The sequence below is a fragment of the Streptomyces novaecaesareae genome (genome assembly GCF_000716875.1).
Classification (GTDB): domain Bacteria; phylum Actinomycetota; class Actinomycetes; order Streptomycetales; family Streptomycetaceae; genus Kitasatospora; species Kitasatospora novaecaesareae.
On the sequence record NZ_JNWQ01000009.1, the window covers coordinates 89,370 to 110,468 of the forward strand.

A 21,099-nucleotide genomic window follows, 5' to 3' on the forward strand; every position below is an offset into this window, starting at 1 on the left:
CGGGCCGATGGGGTGGCGGGTGCAGTGGTCTGCGGGTGGCGGGCGCAGTGGCCGGTGGCGGGGCCGAGAAGAGGGGTTCCGGTGGTGTGGCGAAACGATCCTCCGTACTCGATCGAGTGAATTCGGTGCGAAAAGGGCACCCGGTGACTGCCGGCGCCGTCACGATCCGTGACCACGTGGACTCCACGACCCCTGAGGAGGCAGCCGTGACCACCGCCGAACCCGTCGGGACCGTCCCGCCCGTCGAGACGGTCGACCTGCGCGCTGACGACCTGATCCGCGACCCCTTCGCCGCCTTCGCCGAGCTGCGCGAACGCGCCCCGCTCGCCCGCGCCACCATCCCCGGCGTGGACCCGTTCTGGATCGCCGTCCGCTACCAGGACGTCCGCACCGTGCTGTCCGACCCGCGCTTCGTCAACAACGTGGACACCGTCGACACCCAGGACTTCGCCGACCTCCCGGACACCCCGGCCCCCGCCCCAGCCCACCGCACCGAGCAGGTCTGGCGCGCCCGCGGCATGCCGCCCGAGTGTGCGCAATACCTGCGCGCCGGCGTGTTCGACGCGGACGGCGCCCGCCACCGCCGGATGCGCGGCCTGGTGCACCCCGCCTTCACGGCCGGCGCGGTGGAGCGTCTGCGCCCCCGGCTCGAACGGCTCGCCGAGGAGTACGCCCGCGCCCTGCCCGAGCACGCCGACCCGGACGGCGTGGTCGACCTGGTCGCGCACTTCGCCTACCCGCTGCCCGTCACGGTGATCTGCGAACTGCTCGGCATCCCCGAGACCGACCGCCCCCAGTGGCGCCGCTGGAGCTCCTACCTCGGCCGGGGCGCCGGGCCCGGCCTCGACGAGGCGCTGCACGCCATGGTGGCCGCCGCCCGCGAGCTGATCGAGCGCCGCCGCGCCGAACCGGCCGAGGGCCTGCTCTCCCAGCTCGCCGCGGCCGACGGCGACACCCTCGACCCGGTCGAGACCGTCTCGCTGATCCTCAACCTGGTCGTGGCCGGCCACGAGACCACCGCCACCCTGATCGGCAACGGCACGGCCGCGCTGCTCACCCACCCCGAGCAGCTGGCGCTGGTCCGCGCCGACCCGGGCCTGCTGCCCGCCGCCGTCGACGAGCTGATGCGGTGGTGCGGGCCGACCATCGGCGGGGTGCCGCGCTACGCGACGGAGGACCTCACCCTGGCCGGCACCCTGATCCGCAAGGGCGAGGCGGTGATGCCGATCCTCGCCGGGGCCAACCACGACCCGCGGGTCTACGCCGAACCGGAGCGCCTGGACGTCTGCCGCGCGAGCGCGCCGGACCGCGCCGGGCACCGCGACGCGCACCTCGGCTTCGGCCACGGCGCCCACCGCTGCCTCGGCGCGGTGCTGGCGCACGAGGAGGCGGTGGTCGCCTTCGGCGCACTGCTGCGGACGTACCCGCAGCTGGCGCTCGCGGTCGGCCCGGAGGCCGTCGAGCGCGGCCCGAACCCGGCCGCCTGGCACCTCGCCGCCGTGCCCGTCCGCCTCGGGCCGCAGGCCCCCGCCGCGGGCTGAGCCCGGGGCCGTACGGAAGCCGCACCCGGAACCACCACCCCGCACACGCACCCGACCGCACCGCCACCGCACCGCCACCGCGCCCGACCGCACCCGCGGTCGGGCGCGTCGTCATGTCCGGCCGCCGCGCGCCACGCCGGGCCGTCCCACCGCCGGCCGACGCCCCGTCAGTCCCGCGGCCCAGCCCTGGTGGCGGCCCCACCCCGGCGCCCATACCGTCGACTCGGCCGTACCCACCGGCCGTCACCTCCCGCACACAGCGCGTCAGTCCGCGCCGCCGGACCGTGCCGGACGCCACCAACACCGACACGAACGCCGCCCCCGACACCCCTGACACACCCCCCGACACCGCCACGAACACCGCGCGCGCCGAAAGACAGGTCACCACTCATGCCCACGCGACGGGTCCACCACCTCGCCGCGGCCACCGCCGCCGCCACCGCCCTGACCACCGCCTTCGCCACCCTGGCCGCCGCGCCCGCGGCCCACGCCGTCGACATCGGCCGACTGCACGTCGTCCAGGCGGGCGAATCGATTCAGCGGGCCGTCGACGCCGCCCGCCCCGGCGACACCGTCCTGCTGGCCCCCGGCACCCACCGGGGCAGCGTCCGCATCACCACCCCCGGCCTCACCCTGCGCGGCACCGGCCCGGCCAGCGTGATCACCGCCGGGGACGGCACCGAGAACGCCTGCGCCACCGCCGGGCACGGCATCTGCGTGGTCGGCACCGAGCAGAACCCGCTGCCCGGCGTCACGATCGAGGCCCTCGCCGTCACCGGCTTCCGCAAGAACGGCATCGACGCCAGCGGCACCACCGGCCTGACCGTCCGCCGCACGTACGTCCACGACAACGCCCAGCAGGGCATCAGCCAGGAGATGTCCACCCGGGCCGCCATCCTCGGCAACCGCTCGACCGACAACGGCCAGTCCGGCGTCTTCCTCGCCAACTACGCCTACCGCGAGGGCGGCGCGCCCGACACCGGGGGCACCGTGGTCGAGGGCAACGAGCTGACCGGGAACCGGGTCGGCGTCACCGTCCGCCGCCTGCGCGGGCTGGCCGTCCAGGACAACGACATCAGGGGCAACTGCGGCGGCGTCTTCGTGGTCGGCGACGAGGGCGTGCCCCGCGCCGGCGACCTGGACGTGCGGCGCAACCGGGTCGTCGCCAACAACAAGTTCTGCCCGGCCAACCCGCGCCTGGGCGCCATCCAGGGCGCCGGCATCGTGCTCACCGGCACCGAGGACACCCGGGTCACCGACAACGAGGTCCGCGACAACACGGGCACCTCGGACTTCTCCGGCGGCATCGTCCTCTTCAAGAGCGTCGTCGGCGTCACCAACACCCGGGCCACGGTCACCGACAACCACCTGAGCGGCAACGGCCCGGCCGACCTCGCCGACCGCGACGCCGGCTCCGACACCACCTACGCCCGCAACACCTGCCGGAGCTCCGAGCCGTCCGGCCACTGCTGAGCACCCCCGGACGCAGCCCCGCAAGCACACCGCAGCTCCGCGAGCACACCGCAGCGCCCCGGACCCCAGCCGCCCCGCCCCCCGGAACCCAAGGAAGCGCCCATGACCACCGCACCCGCCCACACCAGCCCGCAGGCCGCGATGCGCCTGCGCGAGCTCGTCTTCGGCGCCGCCTGCGCCGCCGCCGTCCGCGCGGCCGCCCGGCTCGGTGTCGCCGACGCGCTCGGCGACACCCCGACCACCGTCACCGACCTCGCCGCCGCCCTCGACACCGAGCCCCGCCAACTGCGCCGCCTGATGCGCGCGCTCACCTGCTACGGCATCTTCGCCGAGACCGGCGACGACCGCTTCGAGCACACCGAGATGTCCCGCCTGCTGCGCGAGGACGCCCCCAACTCGCTGCGCTACATCTCCCTCTGGTGCACCGAGCCGTGGACCTGGGAGGCCTGGCCGAGGCTGGACGAGGCGGTCCGCTCCGGCCGCAACGTCTTTCCGGAGCTGTTCGGCAAGGAGTTCTTCGACTACCTGCACAGCGAGGGCGGCGACTCGGCGAAGGTCTTCGACAAGGCGATGACCACCTCCAGCCGGCAGTCCGCCCGCGACTTCGCCGACTACCTGGACCTCACCGGCGTCGACTCGGTGGTCGACATCGGCGGTGGCCAGGGCCACGTGCTGGCCAGCCTGCTGGAGAAGCACCCGGCACTGCACGGGACCCTGCTCGACCTGCCCAAGGTCGTCGCCGGCGCCGACCCCCGGCTGCGGGACGGCGGCGCCTTCTCCGCCCGCGCCCACCTGGTCCCGAGCGACTGCCGGGTGGACATCCCGGTCCGCGCCGACCTCTACATCATCAAGAACATCCTGGAGTGGGACGACGACAGCACCCGCCGCACCCTCGCCAACGTGGTGAAGGCGGCCCGCCCCGGCGCCCGCGTCGTGGTGGTGGAGAACCTGGTCGACAACAGCCCGTCGATGCGCTTCACCACCGCGATGGACCTGATGCTGATGCTCAACGTCGGCGGCGCCAAGCACTCCGAGGAGAGCATGGTCCGGCTGATGGAGGAGGCCGGCCTGACGGTCGCCGAGGTCTGCCCGGTCAACCCGTACCTGCACGCCTTCGAGGCCTCCGTGCGCGGCTGACCGGAACCCCCGCGCACCACGACCGCCGGCCCCCGATTCCCGGGGGCCGGCGGTCGTCGTACGGGCGGCGCGTCAGGCCTTGTGGGAGGACTCCAGGTGCGCGAAGACCACCACGTTGTCCAGGTAGTCCCGCCGCTTCTTGTCGTACGTGCCGCCGCAGGTGATCAGCCGCAGTTGGGGGTCGGGCGTCTTGCCGTACACCTTCTTGTCGGGGAAGGCGTCCTTGGCGAAGGTCTCCACCGAGTCCACCGAGAACACCGCGACGGTGCCGTCCGCGCGGCTCACCTCGACCTTGTTGCCCGGCAGCAGCAGGCTCAGCAGCAGGAACACCGCCGGGCCCTTGGTGGTGTCCACGTGCCCGGCCACGACCGAGCTGCCCCGCTCGCCCGGAGTCACGCCGTCCCGGTACCAGCCGACCAGGTTCTTGTCCTCCGGCGGCGGGGCTTCGAGATGGCCGGCCGGGTTGAGGGCCAGTTCGGTGAACGGCGCGTCCACGGCGATCTGCGGGATCCGCAGCCGGGTCGGCTTGGAGCGCTTGAGCGCCGGCGCCCCGGGCGCCGCCGCGGCCGTGGCGGGCGGGGAGGCGGCCGCCGGCCCGGGGACGGCCGACGCGGTGGCCGCCGGGGGAGCGGCCTGGGTCGCTGCCGGGCCCGTGCTCGGCTCGGTGTCCACCGAGTTGTAGATCAGCAGCAGCCCGACCGCCGCCGCGCCCATTCCCGCGCGCAGCAGCCGGGGCATTCCGGAAGCGGCACCGCTCGTCATTCCTGTCCTCCGTTCCAACCGGTTCCGCGACGGCCCGCCGCCCCCGGTGCGCCCCGCCCCCGGGCCGGGGGCGGGGCGTCCGGAGGCGGCGGAAGTACGGCCTCAGGCGTCAGGCGACCGCGCCGGAGGTGCGGCGGCCGCGGCGCAGGGCGTAGGCGCCGGCGCCGAGGCCGCCGAGCAGCAGCACCGCACCGGAGGCGAGCCCGCCGCCGGACAGGGCCAGCCCGCCGCCACCGGTGTGCACGCCACCGTGCGGGGTGCCGTACTCCTTGCCCTTGGACTCCTCGCCCTTGGACTCGGTGCCCTTGTGCTCGCCGGAGCCCTTGTGCTCTTCCGAGCCCTTGTGCTCCTCGGTGGCGGAGCTGCCGCCCTTCTTGTCGTCGTAGCCCTTCGAGCTGTCGGAGGCGCCCATCTCGGGCTTGTCCTGCTTCTCCTGCCAGGTGAGGTTCTTGCCCTGGTCGGCGGAACCGTCGGCGAAGGCCATGGGGGCACCGACGGTCAGGACGGCGGCGACGGCCGCCCCGGCGAGCAGCGTGCGTGCAGAACGCATGAGGATGATCCTTCCGGCGCGCGGACCCGCGACTGCCGGCACGGTGCCGGACAAGGGAATTCGCGGGAGGGTGGCGCCTGATCCACCGTCAACCACCGTGCCGCCGCCTGCCACCGGAGCGTGGCGGTGCCGGTGCGGAGCGTCCGCCCTTCGGGTGGAGTCCCGGGCGTGTTCACCCGGGTGCCCCGGCGATCCGGGTGATCGAGGTGATAGCTGCGGTCCGGGCCCGCCGGGTGATCCGTACGGTCCAGGCGGTCCGGGTGATTCCGACGCGGGGCCGGTGGTGCGCGCATGGGCCCGCCCCCGGCGCACGGCCGGGGGCGGGCCCATTCGGTTCGCGGGAGGTCAGCGGTCCCAGCGGTAGAACTCGCGCGCCATCGCGTCCTTGGGCTCGCGCCAGGTGGCCGGGTCGTAGGCCTGGACGAAGGCGGTCAGGCGGTCGCTGACGGTCCGGAACTCCGGGTGCCCGACGACCTTGGCGACGGCCGGGCCCGGCGGGCGGTCGGCCTCGATCAGGTGCAGGTAGACGTCGCCGAACTGGAAGAGGCTGCGGCCGGTCACGCCGATCAGGTGCGGCAGTTCGCCCTGGTCGGACTGGGCGAACACCTCGGCGATGTCCGGGGCCGCCTCGGGCTTCATCCGGGCGACGATCAGGGCCCGGTGCACCCCGCTCACAGCTCCGCCGCCCGCTTCTCGACCTTCTCGCGGATCAGCTGCATCTGGATCCGCGAGTTCTTGTTGATGTGGTTGACCATGCCGTCGTCGTCCACCGGGGCGGTGGGCTTCATGGCGAAGTCCTGGACCCAGCGCATCCGGGTGCCGGCCGGGACCTCCGCGTACTCCCAGCGGATGTCCATGAACTCGAACGGGCCGGGCTCGACCCGGCGGGCGCGCACCGCCAGCGAGGCCTTGTCGGTGGTGCGCTCGGAGACCCAGCTCCACACCTGGCCGTTCTCGTCCGGGTGCATGGTGAGCCGGAACTGCACGCGGTCTCCGTCGCGCTCCAGGACCTCGACCGAGGCGTACTCGCTGAAGAGGTCCGGCCAGTTCTCCAGGTCGTTGGTGATCTCCCAGACCAGGTCGAGCGGCGCGGCGATGACGATCTCGTTGTCGGTGTGTCCGGTCATCTCAGGCACCGGCCTTCGCGGAGAGGGAGGCGTTGACCAGCTCCAGGAACTCGGCCGGGGACTTGGCGGACTCGGCGCCCGAGGTGACCTTGAGGCCGTGCCGGTTCTCCAACTCGCCGACGATGCCGAGCAGTCCGAGCGAGTCGACGCCGAACTCGTCGAACTGCGCGCCCGGCTGCTCCAGGGCGCTCGGCTCGACGCTGACGCCGGCCCGGGCCTGCAGCAGGGCGGCGAGTTCCGGATAGCTGAGGGTGTTGCTCACGGGGTTTCCCTTCGAAAGGCGTGACGGAGGTGTGACTGGGGTGTGGCAGGGGTGGTTCAGGGCCGCTCCCCGCGCCGGAGCACCAGCGCGGAGTTGGAGCCCATCAGCCCGCGGCTGAGCACCAGGGCGGTGTGCAGTTCGGCCGGGCGGGCGCGCCCGGTCACCAGGGCGAGGTCGTGGCAGACCTCGGTGACGTTGGGCGTGGGCGGTAGGACGCCGTCCTCCATGGCCAGGACGGCGGCGGTGACGTCCAGCAGCGGGGCGCCGCAGTAGGCCCGCCCCGTACCGGTCTTGGGCGCGGTGACCGGGACGCGCTCGGCGGCCGGGCCGAACGCGTCGGCCAGCGCCAGCGCCTCCGCCCGGTCGGCGGCCGGCACGCCCAGCGCGTCCGCGAAGACGACGTCGACCTCCTCCGGGGCGATCCGGGCCTCGTCCAGCGCGATCCGGATCGCGGCGGCCAGCCCATCCCGGGACTCCTCCCAGCGGGAGGCCCCGGTGAAGGTGGCGCCGTGCCCGGCCAGGTGCGCCCGGACGTTGGCGCCGCGCCGCAGGGCCGCCTGCTCGTCCTCCAGCAGCAGCATCGCGCCGCCTTCGGCGGGGGCGAAGCCACAGGCCTTCGCGGTGAACGGCAGGTAGGCCTCCTCGGCCCGCTCGGCCAGGCTGACTTCGGGGTAGCCGAGCTGGCAGACCATCGAGTACGGCGCCAGCGGGGCCTCGGCGGCGCCGGCCACCACCGCGTCGGTGCCGCGGCCGATCGCGCGGGCGGCGTGCGCGAGGGCGTCCAGGCCGCCCGCCTCGTCGCTGGCGACCACCCCGCACGGGCCCTTGTAGCCGCCGCGGATCGAGATCTGGCCGGTGCTGGCCGCGTAGAACCAGGCGATGGACTGGTACGGTCCGACGAACTTCGGGCCCTGGCCCCAGAGTTGCTGGAGCTCGCGCTGGCCGAACTCGCCGCCGCCGGAGCCGGCCGCGGTCACCACGCCGACCGCGAAGGGCTGTTCGGCGTCGGGCCGGAAGCCGGCGTCCGCCACCGCCAGGTCGGCGGCGGCCATCGCGTAGTGCGTGAAGCGGTCGGTCTGCACCAGGTAGCGGTTGTCGATCGCCGACTGCGGTTCGAAGTCCTGCACCTGGCCCGCGATCCTGAGCGGCAGCTCGGTGCAGCCCTCGCGGGAAATCCGGTCGAGGACGCTCACGCCCTGCCTGGTGGCCTTCCAGAAGGCGTCGGCCCCGACACCGTTCGGTGCCACCACGCCGAGGCCGGTGACCACCGCCCGGCGGCCCTGCTGACGTGACGTCATGGAACTCACCCCGTTCTGTTGAGCACGACGGCGGACTGGAATCCGCCGAATCCGCTGCCGACCGAGAGGATGTGGCTCAGCGGCAGCTCGCGCGCGGTGCGCGGCACGTAGTCGAGGTCGCACTCCGGGTCCGGAGTCTCGTAGTTGGCGGTCGGCGGCACGACGCCGTGGGCGAGCGCCAGCGTGCAGGCGACGACCTCGATGGCGCCGATGGCGCCGAGCGAGTGCCCGACCATCGACTTGATCGAGCTCATCGGGGTCTCGAAGGCGTGCCCGCCCAGCGAGCGCTTGACCGCCGCGGTCTCGTGGCGGTCGTTCTGCTTGGTGCCCGAGCCGTGCGCGTTGACGTAGTCGACGTCGCCGCGGTCGACCCGGGCGTGGGCGAGCGCGTGGTCGATCGCCCGGGACATCTCCAGCCCCTCCTTGGTGAGGCCGGTCATGTGGTACGCGTTGCCGAAGGTCGCGAAGCCGCCGACCTCGCCGTAGATCCGGGCGCCGCGGCGGCGGGCGTGCTCCAGCTCCTCCAGCACCAGGACGGCGCCGCCCTCGCCGAGGACGAAGCCGTCGCGGCCGGCGTCGAAGGGGCGGGAGGCGTGCTGCGGGTCGTCGTTGCGCTCGCTGGTGGCCTTGATGGCGTCGAAGCAGGCGACGGTGATCGGCGAGATCGGGGAGTCGGAGGCGCCGGCGATGCAGATGTCGGCGCGGCCCTCCTCGACGGCCTGGAAGCCGTAGCCGATCGCGTCCAGGCCGGAGGTGCAGCCGGTGGAGACGGTTTGCACCGGGCCGTGGGCGCCGGTCCGTTCGGCGACCGCGGAGGCCAGCGTGCTGGGCGCGAAGGCCCGGTGCAGCTGCGGCTTCGCCTGCCGGTGGTCCACGTCCCAGCGCGCGCCGGCGGAGCTGACCAGGGCGTAGTCGTGCTCCAGCCGGGTGGTGCCGCCGACGGCGGTGCCGAGCGAGACGGCGATCCGCCACGGGTCCTCGGCGGCGAGGTCCAGGCCGGCGTCGGCGATCGCCTCGTCGGTCGCGACCATCGCGAACTGCACGTAGCGGTCCGCCCGTTGGACGTCCTCCGGGCCCAGCCCGTGGGCCGCCGGATCGAAGTCGACCTCGGCGGCGATCCGGGAGCGGAACCCGGTGGGGTCGAAGAGCGTGATGCCCCGGGTCGCGGTGCGGCCGGCCGTGAGGAGGTCCCAGAACGCCGGGACGCCGACCCCACCGGGTGCGACCACACCGATCCCGGTGACGGCGACGCGCCGGGTCACGAGCCCACCTTGGCGTGTTCCGGAGGGTCCGAGGCGGCCGTCTCCTCGGTGCTCACGTGGCCGAGGTCGGGGCGCGGGGCGAGCGGGCCGAGGTGGAAGACCATCCGGGCCTCGGTGTCGCCGACGTTGCGGAAGCGGTGGCGCATGTTGATCGGGATCATCAGGCCCTGGTCGGGCTTGAGCGGGTGGGGCTTCCCGTCCAGGTCCACTTCCAGGTCGCCGCAGACGACGAACACGAACTCCTCGGAGTACGGGTGGTAGTGCTCGCGGATCCGCTCGCCGGGCCGGACGATCGCCAGGCCCATGAAACCGCTGGTCGCCCCGCAGCTGGTCGGGGTGAGCATGGTGCGGAGCTCGGCGCCGTGCCGGCGGTTCTCCGGAGCCTCGTCGACGTTGACGATCCGTGGGTACTGCGTGCTCATGGTGCTCTCTTCTTCCGGAAGGTGACTGAGCGTCAGTTGGCGCGGGGGTCGGCGGACTTGCGGTCGGTGACCGGGTTCATGGCGCGGGCGGCGAGGAAAGCGCCGAGGCCGGCGACGGTGCGCAGGTCGCCGTGCGGGCCGAGGTCGAGCAGGACGGCGAGCGCGGCCGCCTCCCGGTCGTCCGCCACGCCGAGGGCCGCCGCCGGGTCGGCCTCGGCCGGCACCCGCAGGTCGACCAGGCGCACCACCACGTCCTCGCGGTGGAAGACCGTGCCCGCCGCGACCGGACCGGTCGGGTCGGCGGTGGCCAGGTTGTCGTGCTGGGCCAGCCGCTCGGCCACGGCCTGGCCGTGCCCCGGCCGGACGGGGTAGAGCACCGCGTGCCGGTGCAGCCGGCCGGAGGCGGGGGAGCTGGCGATCGCCTGGTGCTTGGCGGGCAGCGCCGCCCTGGCGAAGAAGGCGCGGGCGGCCTGCGGGTCGCCCAGCTGGCGGGTCTCCTCCAGGTACGGGTTGATCGCCTCCTCGACGGCCCGCACCTCGGGCTGCATCGCCACGTGGCGCAGCGCGTCGCCGAGGTTGCCGATCACCTCGACGGCCCGTACCACCCGGTTGCCGTGCATGAACAGCGAGGTGCGCTGCAGCCGGGTGTGCTCGTCCACCTCGGCCCTGGGAGAGGCGTAGCCGGAGAGGATCCGGGCCACCTCGGGCTCGCTGCCGGGCTTGACGGTGAAGGTCAGCGCGTGGCGGACCACGCCGTCCGGGCCCGGCTCGGCCTTCGGCGGGCCGACGTGCCCGGCGGGCGTGATGCGCGGCAGGCCGGGCGGCACCTCCATCGGGGCGCGGGTGCCGGTGGAGCCGGCCGCCGAGGTCTCGCGCAGGACGGCGTAGCGCAGCGAGCGGAAGTTGTCGCTGACGCAGCCGTGCATCGGCTTGACCATCTCGCGGTGCGCCGGGCTGTCCACCCACTGCAGGAAGGTCTCCTGGTCCTCCCACTCGCTGGTGATCAGCCACTGGCGCGGGTCGTTGATCGACTGGCACAGCTGGTCGCTGACGTGACCGGGGACCGAGGCCACCTGGTGCCGCAGCTGCTCGTACACGTCGAGGAAGCGCTGCTGGGCACCGTCCTGGATCTCCAGCATCAGCACCACCCGCAATCGGGTGTCGGACTCGGCCTGCTGCTTCGGCTGGGGTTCGGACAGAGTTGTCATGATCCACTTTCTGCTCTGGGCCGCACGCTGCGGGCCGTGTCGGCCGTGCCCGGCGGGTGCTCCCCGGCCTGGGAGGCGGTGCGACGGCGGTCGGCCCGGGCAGTCGGCGCCAGGCCTGAGGTCGATCGTGGGCGGCTCAGCGGGTTCGGCGCGAGATTTGCGGGCCATCCGGGCGACGGGGCGGCACAGGCCCCCTCCGGCGGGGGATGGAAGAGCGGGGCCCCCGGCTGCGCGGGCCCGTCGAGGGCGGCGCCGAGTCCAGTCGCCGGGCCGCGGAATCCCCTTACAGGGTGGAGCAATTGATGAATCCGAAGGTTGACGACCGGGTGCCGGTCCTGATCGTGGGCGGCTCGCTGGTCGGGCTGTCGGCCTCACTCTTCCTCGGTCGGCTCGGGGTCAGACACCTGCTGGTCGAGAAGCACGCCGACACCTCGCATCACCCACGCGGCCGAGGCAACAACATCCGCACGATGGAGCTGTACCGGGTCGCCGGGATCGAGCCGGCGATCCGCGAGGCGGCCTCGGTCCTCGCCCCCAACCACGGCATCCTGCAGGCGCCCTCGCTGACCGGCACCGAGCAGGAATGGCTGTTCCGCGAGATCGACCCGGGCGGCCGGCTGGCCCGCTTCAGCCCCAGCTCCTGGTGCCTGTGCAGCCAGAACGACGTGGAGCCGGTGCTGCTGCGCGCGGCCCGCGACCTGGGCGGCGACGTGCGGTTCAGCACCGAGCTGGTCTCCTTCGAGCAGGACGACGAGGGCGTCACCTCGGTGCTGCGCAGCCGGGAGAGCGGCGAGGAGCGGGTGGTGCGCTCGGAGTTCCTGATCGCGGCGGACGGCCCGCGCAGCCCGGTCCGCGAGCGCCTGGGCATCGGCCGGAGCGGCAAGGGCGAGCTGTTCCACAACGTCAGCATCACCTTCCGGGCGAAGCGCCTGGCGGACGTGGTCGGCGACCGGCACTTCATCGCCTGCTACCTGACCAACCCGGAGGCCGACGGCGCGCTGCTGCCGGTGGACAACCAGGAGGAGTGGGTCTTCCACGCGCCCTGGCACCCCGAGCACGGCGAGCCGCTGGAGGCCTTCACCGACGAGCGCTGCGAGCGGCACATCCGCACCGCGGTCGGCCTGCCGGAGCTGGACGTCGAGGTGACCGGCCGGGCGCCCTGGCACGCCGCCGAACGGGTGGCCGAGCGGTACGGCGCCGGGCGGGTCTTCCTCGCCGGGGACTCCGCCCACGAGATGTCCCCGACCGGCGCCTTCGGGTCCAACACCGGCATCCAGGACGCCCACAACCTGGCCTGGAAGCTCGCCGCCGTGCTCTGCGGCTGGGCCGGGCCGCGGCTGCTGGAGACGTACGGGCAGGAGCGCCGCCCGGTCGCCCAGGTGACCAGCGAGCGGGCCTCGGCCCGCTCCGCCGAGCACAGCCACCCGGGCTACGCGGTGGTGCCGGGCGTCGGCCGGCAGGCCGGGGTGCTCGCGGTGGCGCTCGGCTACCGCTACCCGGTGGGCGCGGTGGTCGGGGCCGACCGGGCGGGGGCCGTCGTCCCCGAGCGGTTCGAGTCGGCGGGCGAGCCGGGCAGCCGCGCCCCGCACCAGTGGCTGCTGCGGGCGGGGGTGAGGCTCTCCACGCTGGACCTGTACGAGCAGGCGATGGTGCTGCTCACCGGCCCCGAGGGCGGTGTCTGGCAGGCGGGCGCCCGGCGGGCGGCCGACCGGCTGGCCGTCCCGCTGGACGCCTACCGGATCGGCGACGGCGCCGAGGACGACCTGGCCCCGGAGCCGGGCGCGGACTTCGCCGCCCTGCACGGCGTCGGCCCGGGCGGCGCGGTCCTGGTCCGCCCGGACGGCTTCGTCGCCTGGCGCTCGCCCGGCCCGACGCCGGATCCGGAGCAGGAGATCGCCACGGCGCTGCGGACGGTGCTCGGGCTCTGACGCCCTTAGGGCGTGTCTGACAATTCCCGCCGGGCGCACGACGCCGGGGCACGCACCTCGCCGCGTTGTCGTCAGTCGCCAATGCTCCGCAGTGGCTCCCTCCTCCGCCTTGCGATGCACGCACCCCAACGCCGCGCGCTGACCCGACGCGAATTGTCAGACACGCCCTAGGCCCCGAGGTCCTGACGCCCCGAGGCACGCGGAAGGGCCCGCCGTCGTACGGCGGGCCCTTCGGTGCTTCGGGGGTGTCAGTGACCGCCCGCGTCGACCACCTCGACGTCGGCGACTTCCTGCTCGATCGCCTCGGCCGGCAGGGCGACCCGGATCGCCCAGTAGTAGATGCCGACGGCGAACAGCGCCACCAGGCTCATGTCCCACCACATCGGGATCCGGCCGGTGCCGTCGCCGAAGCCGCCCTGCCAGGAGATCAGGCCGAGGCCCAGCAGGTAGACCGGCAGCCACTGGGCGGACTTCCAGTTCAGGCGCGGCGCGTTCGGCAGGCCCTTCTTGATCGCGTACGCGGCGTAGCTGCCGAGCAGGACGTAGCCGATCACGATGGCGATGCCCAGACGGGACAGGGTCTGCCAGCCGGACCAGTAGATGATCAGGCTGGAGACCACGAAGGCGGCGGGGGAGATCACGCCGCCCAGCGGCAGCCGGTAGGAGCGCTCGCGGTCAGGCAGCCGGCGGCGCAGGGCGCCGAAGGCCAGCGGGGCGCCGGCGTACATCAGCACGCTGGCGGAGGTGATGAAGCCGACCAGCTCCTGCCAGCTGGGGAAGGGCAGGAAGCAGATCACGCCCGTCACGAAGGAGATGATCAGGCCGAACCACGGCACGCCGTTCTTGTCCAGCTGCTCGAACTTCTGCGGGGCGTAGCCGTTGCGGCTCAGGCCGTAGGAGATGCGCGAGGTGGAGGTGGTGTAGATCAGGCCGGTGCCGCCGGGGGAGATCACGGCGTCGACCTTCAGCACGTAGGACAGCCAGCCGAGGCCGACCAGGGTGGCCAGACCGGCGAAGGGGCCGTCGATGCCGGGGAAGTCGAGCTTCGCCCAGCCGTCGGCGAAGGCGCCGACCGGCAGCGCGCCGATGAAGACGACCTGCAGCAGGGTGTAGATCAGGGTGCCGATGGCGACGGAGCCGAGCACCGCGCGGGGGATGTCGCGCTTGGGGTTGCGGCTCTCACCGGCGATCTGGATGGCCTGCTCGAAGCCGAGCAGCGCGAAGATGATGCCGCTGGTGCTGATCGCGGCGAGCACGCCCTTGGCGCCGAACGGGGCGAAGCCGTGCGAGGTGAAGTTGGAGCCGTGGAAGCTGGTGATCGCCAGCATGAAGATCGTGAGCAGAGGAACGAAGATCTTCAGCCAGGTGGCGATGCTGTTGGTCCGGGCGAGGACCTTCACGCCGAGGAAGTTGACTGCGACGAACACGGCCATCAGCACGGTCGCGACGAGGAACCCGCTGGTGGTCAGGGTCTTGTCGGCGTTCAGCAGCCCGCCGGCCCAGGGCGAGTCCTTGGCGTAGTTGATCATGGCCTCGACCTCGATCGGTGCCACGGTGGCCGCCTGGAGCCAGGAGAACCAGCCGAAGGACATGCCGGCCAGGCCGCCGAAGGCGTAGTGCGGGTAGCGCGCGGTGCCGCCCGAGACCGGGAAGAGTCCGCCGAGCTCGGCGTGTACGAGCGCGAGCAGCACGATCGCGACGGCGCCGATGCCCCAGGAGATGACGGCCGCCGGCCCGGCGGCGGTGACGGCGCTCTTCGCACCGAAGAGCCAGCCGGAGCCGATGATCGAGCCGACCGAGGCCCACATGAGGCCGACGAGTCCGACGTGGCGCTTGAGCGACCGGTGGGCGGTCCCGGCGGTGCCGGAGCTCTGGCCGGGCGGCGAGATCTGGTTGAGGGAAGCCATGGATGATCTCTCTATGTGTGGGGGCTCCGGGGTGGGCGGAGCGCGGAGAGTTGCCACACAGTAGGGCTATTCATAGACCTCTGCACAGATTTCATTACTGAATGTTTACTTTCTTTACCTGATAACCGTGCAGGTAGGCGGCTATCTGTTCAGTTGTCTGTTACGTGACCGGCGAGTAGGTTCACCATTTGAGCGTGAATTGAGCTTCGCTATCCCGTCGGGCAATATGGACCACCCAGCCCGGTCATAGGAATGGCGGGGCTCGCATAGTCATGCCGATGGGTGTAAACGGCAATCGATCGACGGGCGTCAGACCGCCAGGTCGGACGGGTCGGTGTTGGCGCCGCAGAGCAGGACGGCGACGCGCTCGCCCTCGGCCTGGTCGAGCGCGGCGAGCGCGGTGGACGCGGCGTACTCGACGGCGATCCGGCGGTCCTCCCAGAGCCGGCGGCGGGCACCAATGATGGCCTCGTCGTCCACCAGGACGGACCGGACGCCCTCGTGCGCGGCGGCCTCGACGGCCAGCGCGGTGGCGCGCCGCGCGCCGAGCGCGTCCTGGGCGACGGAGGCCACCGGGACGTCCACCGGGCGGCCGGCGGCCAGGGCCGCGTTCAGGGCGCGGCTGCCGGCCGGCTCCACCGCGAGCACCCGGACACCGTGCTCGCGGGCCGCCACGGCCACACCGGCGAACAGCCCGCCGCCGCCCACCGAGACCACCACCGTGTCCAGCCCGGGCACCCGGGCGCGGATCTCCTCCAGGACCGTCCCCGCCCCGGCCGCGATCAGCGGGTGGTCGTAGGCGTGCGAGGCCAGCGCCCCGCTGCCCGCCGCGAACTCCTCGCACGCCGCCAGCGCCTCCGCGTACTCCCGGCCCACCAGCCGTACCCCGGCACCGTACGAGCGCAGCCGCGCCAGCTTCACCGGGGAGGCCGTCTCCGGCAGGAACACCGTTGCCCGCACGCCGAGTTCACGCGCCGCCCAGGCGCAGGCCAGGCCGGCGTTGCCGCCCGACGCGATGGTCACCCCGGCGTCCGGGAGGGTGCCCGCCTCGGCGTGCGCGAGCAGGAAGTTCTGCGCGCCGCGCGCCTTGAAGCTGCCGGTGTGCTGCAGGAACTCCAGTGCCAGCCACGTCCGTTCGGCGTCGTCGCCCAGCGCCACCGCGACCGGGCGCACCCGCCCGGCGATGCGCCGCCCGGCGGCCTCGACCTGGTCGTACGTCAGCTGGTCCGTCACGTTCTGCTCCTTCGCCGCGGGGTGCGTTCGTTCGTGGCCGACGCTACGTCGTGCGGTCGGGCGGGGGGAAGATCGCGATCGCCCCGCGTAGGGTGGTCCCGTGCGTCTCGTGATCCTCCCCCCGCCGGCCTGCTAGCGGGCGGCCCACTCCACCCACCCCGGCCCGGCGGACCCCGCCCACAGCCGGGGCGATGACTGCCGCCCGCGGACCCCAGCGGACCCGACCGGCAACTCATCGTGGAGTACCGACGCATGACTTCGTACGCTGCCGTGCCCTTCCGGCACGGCCTGTTGTCCATTTCCGCCGCCGCCGTCGCCTGGGGCGTCGGCGGCGCCGTGGCCGCGCTGCTGATGCGCACCAGCGGCCTCGGCCCGGTGGCCGTCTCCTGCTGGCGCTTCGGCGTCGCGGCGCTCTGCCTGGCCCTGCTGCCGGCCGGCGGGCCCCGGGCCGAACGGGGCGCCGTCCGGCGGGGCTTCGCCGGATGGGGCTCCGCTCGTTGGGGATCCGCGGTGCTGACCGGGCTGGGCCTGGCGATCAGCCAGTGCGCCTACTTCGGCTCCGTGCACTACGCGGGCCTGGGGCTGGGCACCCTGATCACCATCGGCGCCGGCCCCGTGCTCACCGGCCTCGGCGCCCACCTGTTGCTCGGCGAACGGCTGACCCGCCGTGCGCTCGTCGCCGTGGCCCTGGCCCTGGGCGGCCTCGCCCTGCTGGTCGCCGCCCCGGCGGCCGGCCCGCGCCCGGTCCTCGGCGCGGCCCTGGCCGTCCTCGCGGGCGCCGGCCAGAGCGGCCTCACCCTCTGGGCCCGGGGCGGCGGCTCGGCCCGGGCCGGCACCGGCGCCTTCACCACCGGCCTGCTCTGCCTGCTGCCGCTCGCGGCCGCCCAAGGCGTCCTGCCGACGGCCGGGGAGCCGGTGGTGACCGGGGTCGCGCTGCTCTTCCTCGGCACGGTGCCCACACTGCTCGCCTACCGCTGGTACTTCACCGGGCTGACGGCCGTCCCGGGCACGACGGCCGCGGTGCTGGTGCTGCTGGAGCCGGCGACCGCGGCGGTGATCGGAGTGCTGTTCCTCGGCGAGCCGGTCACGGCGGGCCTGCTGGCCGGTTCGGCGCTGCTGCTCGCGGCGATCGCGGCGCTGACCCGCGCCTAGGGTCCGTGCCAGGGCCCCGGCGAGGCCCCGAGGAGGACCTCGCTCAGGGTGCCCGGCCGGGAGGCCACCCGGGCGGGCGCCCTGTGGTCGCCGGTGGCCGGTGGCCGTGCTGTCGTGGTCCGCATGACCAGCTCACTGCCGGCCCGGGTGGCCGCCACCACCGTGTCCGTCGTCCTGTTCACCGTCACCGTCGCCGCCGGTGCCGCGGCCGCCGCCGCTGTTCCGGCGGCGACGACCGGGCTCCGCGATGTCACCGCCGGGCAGTGCCGGGGTGCGGGCGGGCACGTCGAGGGCAGCGGCTACTGCGTCGACGCGCTCGGCGACGACGCCTGGGGCCAGCCCATCGACGGCCAGGCGATCAACCCGGACCCGCGCCCCGGGCAGGAGTGAGCCCGATCCCACAGCGTGGGGCCCGGGGCCCAGGGCCCGTACGGCTCACGGCACCGGCCGCAGGGTCACCGGGGACGGGATGAGGGCTCGCAGGACCAGGTCGATGTGGACCCTGGCGGCGCCGGCGCGGTGCAGCGCGGCGGCGACGGCCCGTAACTCCGCGAGGTCGGTGCAGGCGAGGCGGAGTTCCAGGTCGACCTCGCCGGCCAGGGCGAGTCCGCTCCGGACGGCCGGGAACTCGGCCGCCAGCCGGTCGAAGTCGAGCGGCACCGGGCCGTAGCTGACCCGGGCGATCGCGTGCAGGTCCCGGGCCGGCCGGGGACGGCCCTCGGTGGCCAGACCGCCCGGGACGAGTTGGAGCGGGGCGGTCACCGGTGCTGGAGCTGTGCGGTCGGGGCCGGGGCGAGCAGTGCGCCCGGGCCTGCTGGGGCGCCCGGACCGGCCGGGGCGGCGGGCGAGGTGGCGGGCGGGGCGACCAGCCTCGGGTCCAGGACCAGGGCGTCGACCCCGAGCGGGGCGGTGAGCTCGCGCAGGGCGGGTTCGCCGAGCTCGGTGTACGCCTGGTCCGGCCCGAGCAGGGCGGTGAGGGCTTCGGGGCTGGAGAATCCGACGGCGCAGCGGCGGCCGTCGCGCAGGCGGAAGAGGCGGAGTGCGGTGGTGCTTCCGGTACCGGAGGTGGTGACCGGAACGTGCCAGACGACGCGGGCCATGCGGATGCTCCCGGGTGGGGTGGTGGTGCCTGCCGGAACTGCTGTCTCGACGCTAGGGCGGCTCGCCCCGGGCGTCGCCGGTCCTGACGCAGCGTTGACCGAATGGGGTGGTGCGTTGACGCACTCCTGACGTTCGGCTCACCCGACCGGACTACACCACTGCCCGGGGGCGCTCGGTTTGCCCCGCGCTCCACCTCGAACGACCGTGGAGTTGGCCCCGCGCCGCAGCCGCCGCAGCGCCCCCGGCGGGACCGTCGCACGCTCCGGGGCGGGGGGAGGTGGAGCGAGGGGCCCGTGACGAGATATCTTGACGTCAAGACGTTGGAGACGTGAAGCGGAGTACCGATGACTGACTCGACCATCATCTATACGCACACCGACGAGGCTCCGGCCCTGGCGACCTACTCGTTCCTGCCGGTTGTCCAGGCCTACGCCTCGACCGCGGGTGTACGGGTGGAGACCCGCGACATCTCCCTGGCCGGGCGGATCATCGCGAGCTTCCCGGAGCGTCTCGCGGAGGCGCAGCGGATCGGCGACGCCCTCGCCGAGCTGGGCGACCTGGCCAAGACCCCGGGCGCCAACATCATCAAGCTGCCGAACGTCTCGGCCTCCGTGCCGCAGCTGAAGGCCGCGATCGCCGAGCTGCAGGCCCAGGGCTACGCCCTGCCGGACTACCCGGACGACCCGCAGACCGACGAGGACAAGGACGTCCGCGCCCGCTACGACAAGGTCAAGGGCAGCGCCGTCAACCCGGTCCTGCGCGAGGGCAACTCGGACCGCCGCGCCCCGCTGTCGGTCAAGAACTACGCCAAGACCCACCCGCACCGCATGGGTGCCTGGACGGCCGACTCCAAGACCAACGTCGCCACCATGGGCGAGAACGACTTCGCGAGCACCGAGAAGTCGACCGTGATCGCCGCCGACGGCGCCCTGCGCATCGAGCTGCTCGGCGAGGACGGCACCACCACCGTCCTGCGCGAGAAGGTGCCGGTGCTGGCCGGCGAGGTCGTCGACGCCTCCGTGATGCGCGCCGCCGCCCTGAACGAGTTCCTGGCCGCCCAGGTCGCCCGCGCCAAGGCCGAGGGCGTGCTGTTCTCGGTGCACCTCAAGGCCACCATGATGAAGGTCTCCGACCCGATCATCTTCGGCCACGTCGTGCGCGCCTTCTTCCCGAAGACCTTCGCGAAGTACGGCGAGGTCCTCGTCGCCGCCGGGCTGAACCCGAACAACGGCCTCGGCGGCATCCTGGCCGGCCTGGACGGCGTGCCGCACCTGGGCGCCGAGATCAAGGCCTCCTTCGAGGCCGAGCTGGCCGAGGGCCCGGCCCTGGCCATGGTCGACTCCGACAAGGGCATCACCAACCTGCACGTGCCGAGCGACGTCATCGTCGACGCCTCGATGCCGGCCATGATCCGCACCTCCGGCCACATGTGGGGCCCGGACGGCCAGGAGGCCGACACCCTCGCCGTGCTGCCCGACCACAGCTACGCCGGCGTGTACCAGGTCGTCATCGACGACTGCCGTGCCCACGGCGCGTTCGACCCGGCCACCATGGGCTCGGTGGCCAACGTCGGTCTGATGGCGCAGGCGGCCGAGGAGTACGGCAGCCACGACAAGACCTTCGAGATCCCGGCCGCCGGCACCGTCCGCCTGGTCGACGCCGAGGGCAACGTCGTGCTGGAGCAGGCCGTCCAGCCGGGCGACATCTTCCGCGCCTGCCAGTCCAAGGACGCGCCGATCCGCGACTGGGTCAAGCTGGCCGTCACCCGGGCCCGCGCCACCGGCACCCCGGCCGTGTTCTGGCTGGACTCCGCTCGCGCCCACGACGCCGTCCTGATCGAGAAGGTCAAGACCTACCTGGCCGACCACGACACCACCGGCCTGCAGATCGAGATCAAGTCCCCGGTCGAGGCCACCGAGTTCTCGCTGGAGCGCATCCGCCGCGGCGAGGACACCATCTCGGTGACCGGTAACGTCCTGCGTGACTACCTGACCGACCTGTTCCCGATCCTGGAGCTGGGCACCAGCGCCAAGATGCTGTCGGTCGTCCCGCTGATGGCGGGCGGCGGCCTGTTCGAGACCGGCGCCGGCGGCTCCGCCCCGAAGCACGTCCAGCAGCTGGTCAAGGAGAACTACCTGCGCTGGGACAGCCTGGGCGAGTTCTTCGCGCTGGCCGCCAGCTTCGAGCACCTGGCCACCAGCACCGGCAACGCCCGCGCCCAGGTGCTGGCCGACACCCTGGACCGCGCCACCGGCACCTTCCTCAACGAGGACAAGTCGCCGAGCCGCCGCCTCGGTGGCATCGACAACCGCGGCAGCCACTTCTACCTGGCCACCTACTGGGCCCAGGAGCTGGCCAAGCAGACCGCCGACGCCGAGCTGGCCCAGGCCTTCGCGGGCCTGGCCGCGGCGCTGACCGAGCAGGAGCAGGTCATCGTGGACGAGCTGATCGCCGTCCAGGGCTCGCCGGTCGACCTCGGCGGCTACTACCAGCCGGACCCGGCCAAGGCCGCCGCCGTGATGCGTCCGTCCAAGACCTTCAACGAGGCGCTCGCCAACCTCGGCTGAACCCGAGGCGTGCCCGGCACGCCCTGGTCGGGCTGAACCACCGGGAGGCCCCCGGGTCCGTCACCGCGGACCTTGGGTTCTAACGGTCCTCGCAACACCCGCGATCTATGGGAGTTGCGAGGACCGTGGCCGTTGGACGCGATGATCTTTCGGACTTGAGGGAGCGTTT

General features: G+C 73.5%; 20 protein-coding genes. 7 read left to right on the forward strand and 13 right to left on the reverse strand.

Features of this window, described 5'->3' with window-relative positions:
• Positions 1-206: 206 nt before the first annotated feature.
• From OP86_RS05485 to OP86_RS05495, 3 genes are all read left to right on the forward strand, one after another.
• Positions 207-1,541, forward strand: a complete 1,335-nt coding sequence (locus OP86_RS05485; protein ID WP_051829716.1) for a cytochrome P450 family protein — start codon at positions 207-209, stop codon at positions 1,539-1,541.
• A gap of 390 nt (positions 1,542-1,931) precedes the next feature.
• Positions 1,932-3,014, forward strand: a complete 1,083-nt coding sequence (locus OP86_RS05490) for a right-handed parallel beta-helix repeat-containing protein (protein WP_030057816.1) — start codon at positions 1,932-1,934, stop codon at positions 3,012-3,014.
• A 102-nt stretch (positions 3,015-3,116) separates the two neighbouring features.
• Positions 3,117-4,151 (forward strand): methyltransferase, encoded by a 1,035-nt coding sequence (locus tag OP86_RS05495; RefSeq protein WP_030057817.1) that lies wholly within the window; start codon positions 3,117-3,119, stop codon positions 4,149-4,151.
• A gap of 72 nt (positions 4,152-4,223) precedes the next feature.
• Here the strand turns inward: OP86_RS05495 and OP86_RS05500 are convergent, their stop codons facing one another.
• The 9 genes from OP86_RS05500 to OP86_RS05540 form a co-directional block, all read right to left on the reverse strand.
• Positions 4,224-4,913: a class F sortase gene (locus OP86_RS05500; RefSeq protein WP_030256583.1), complete on the reverse strand. Its 690-nt coding sequence runs from the start codon at positions 4,911-4,913 to the stop codon at positions 4,224-4,226.
• A 109-nt stretch (positions 4,914-5,022) separates the two neighbouring features.
• Complete coding sequence (locus tag OP86_RS05505) at positions 5,023-5,463, reverse strand: hypothetical protein (protein ID WP_030057818.1); 441 nt, start codon at positions 5,461-5,463, stop codon at positions 5,023-5,025.
• A 345-nt stretch (positions 5,464-5,808) separates the two neighbouring features.
• Complete coding sequence (locus tag OP86_RS05510) at positions 5,809-6,129, reverse strand: TcmI family type II polyketide cyclase (protein ID WP_030057819.1); 321 nt, start codon at positions 6,127-6,129, stop codon at positions 5,809-5,811.
• Positions 6,130-6,134: 5 nt separating this feature from the next.
• Positions 6,135-6,590 carry an SRPBCC family protein gene (locus OP86_RS05515; protein ID WP_030057820.1) on the reverse strand — a complete coding sequence of 152 codons (456 nt, stop codon included), beginning with the start codon at positions 6,588-6,590 and terminating at the stop codon, positions 6,135-6,137.
• A gap of 1 nt (position 6,591) precedes the next feature.
• Positions 6,592-6,852 (reverse strand): acyl carrier protein, encoded by a 261-nt coding sequence (locus tag OP86_RS05520; RefSeq protein WP_030057821.1) that lies wholly within the window; start codon positions 6,850-6,852, stop codon positions 6,592-6,594.
• A 56-nt stretch (positions 6,853-6,908) separates the two neighbouring features.
• The gene (locus OP86_RS05525; RefSeq protein ID WP_030057822.1) at positions 6,909-8,150 is read right to left on the reverse strand and encodes a beta-ketoacyl synthase N-terminal-like domain-containing protein; all 1,242 of its coding nucleotides are present in this window, start codon (positions 8,148-8,150) and stop codon (positions 6,909-6,911) included.
• Between the two features lie 5 nt (positions 8,151-8,155).
• Positions 8,156-9,412 (reverse strand): beta-ketoacyl-[acyl-carrier-protein] synthase family protein, encoded by a 1,257-nt coding sequence (locus tag OP86_RS05530; RefSeq protein ID WP_030256587.1) that lies wholly within the window; start codon positions 9,410-9,412, stop codon positions 8,156-8,158.
• Positions 9,409-9,834, reverse strand: coding sequence for a cupin domain-containing protein (locus OP86_RS05535; RefSeq protein WP_030057825.1), 426 nt, complete (start codon positions 9,832-9,834; stop codon positions 9,409-9,411). Before OP86_RS05535 ends, OP86_RS05530 begins: the two co-directional genes overlap by 4 nt.
• Positions 9,835-9,866: 32 nt before the next feature.
• Positions 9,867-11,042 carry a SchA/CurD-like domain-containing protein gene (locus tag OP86_RS05540; RefSeq protein WP_030057826.1) on the reverse strand — a complete coding sequence of 392 codons (1,176 nt, stop codon included), beginning with the start codon at positions 11,040-11,042 and terminating at the stop codon, positions 9,867-9,869.
• A gap of 302 nt (positions 11,043-11,344) precedes the next feature.
• On the opposite strand from OP86_RS05540, the gene OP86_RS05545 reads away from it, so the two are divergent.
• Complete coding sequence (locus OP86_RS05545) at positions 11,345-12,970, forward strand: FAD-dependent oxidoreductase (protein WP_030057827.1); 1,626 nt, start codon at positions 11,345-11,347, stop codon at positions 12,968-12,970.
• Positions 12,971-13,218: 248 nt separating this feature from the next.
• Here the strand turns inward: OP86_RS05545 and OP86_RS05550 are convergent, their stop codons facing one another.
• Positions 13,219-14,877, reverse strand: coding sequence for an APC family permease (locus OP86_RS05550; protein ID WP_030057828.1), 1,659 nt, complete (start codon positions 14,875-14,877; stop codon positions 13,219-13,221).
• A 309-nt stretch (positions 14,878-15,186) separates the two neighbouring features.
• Positions 15,187-16,110 (reverse strand): serine/threonine dehydratase, encoded by a 924-nt coding sequence (locus OP86_RS05555; protein ID WP_030057829.1) that lies wholly within the window; start codon positions 16,108-16,110, stop codon positions 15,187-15,189.
• 252 nt (positions 16,111-16,362) lie between these two features.
• On the opposite strand from OP86_RS05555, the gene OP86_RS05560 reads away from it, so the two are divergent.
• Positions 16,363-17,262 (forward strand): EamA family transporter, encoded by a 900-nt coding sequence (locus tag OP86_RS05560; RefSeq protein WP_030256593.1) that lies wholly within the window; start codon positions 16,363-16,365, stop codon positions 17,260-17,262.
• Between the two features lie 123 nt (positions 17,263-17,385).
• Positions 17,386-17,652: a hypothetical protein gene (locus OP86_RS05565; RefSeq protein WP_157849667.1), complete on the forward strand. Its 267-nt coding sequence runs from the start codon at positions 17,386-17,388 to the stop codon at positions 17,650-17,652.
• A gap of 45 nt (positions 17,653-17,697) precedes the next feature.
• Here the strand turns inward: OP86_RS05565 and OP86_RS05570 are convergent, their stop codons facing one another.
• Positions 17,698-18,024 carry a hypothetical protein gene (locus OP86_RS05570; RefSeq protein ID WP_030057831.1) on the reverse strand — a complete coding sequence of 109 codons (327 nt, stop codon included), beginning with the start codon at positions 18,022-18,024 and terminating at the stop codon, positions 17,698-17,700.
• On the reverse strand, positions 18,021-18,362 hold the full coding sequence (locus OP86_RS36430) for an SAV_915 family protein (RefSeq protein WP_063832301.1): 342 nt from the start codon (positions 18,360-18,362) through the stop codon (positions 18,021-18,023). Before OP86_RS36430 ends, OP86_RS05570 begins: the two co-directional genes overlap by 4 nt.
• Before the next feature lie 345 nt (positions 18,363-18,707).
• On the opposite strand from OP86_RS36430, the gene OP86_RS05580 reads away from it, so the two are divergent.
• Positions 18,708-20,930, forward strand: a complete 2,223-nt coding sequence (locus OP86_RS05580) for an NADP-dependent isocitrate dehydrogenase (protein WP_030256596.1) — start codon at positions 18,708-18,710, stop codon at positions 20,928-20,930.
• The last annotated feature ends 169 nt before the right edge of the window (positions 20,931-21,099 follow it).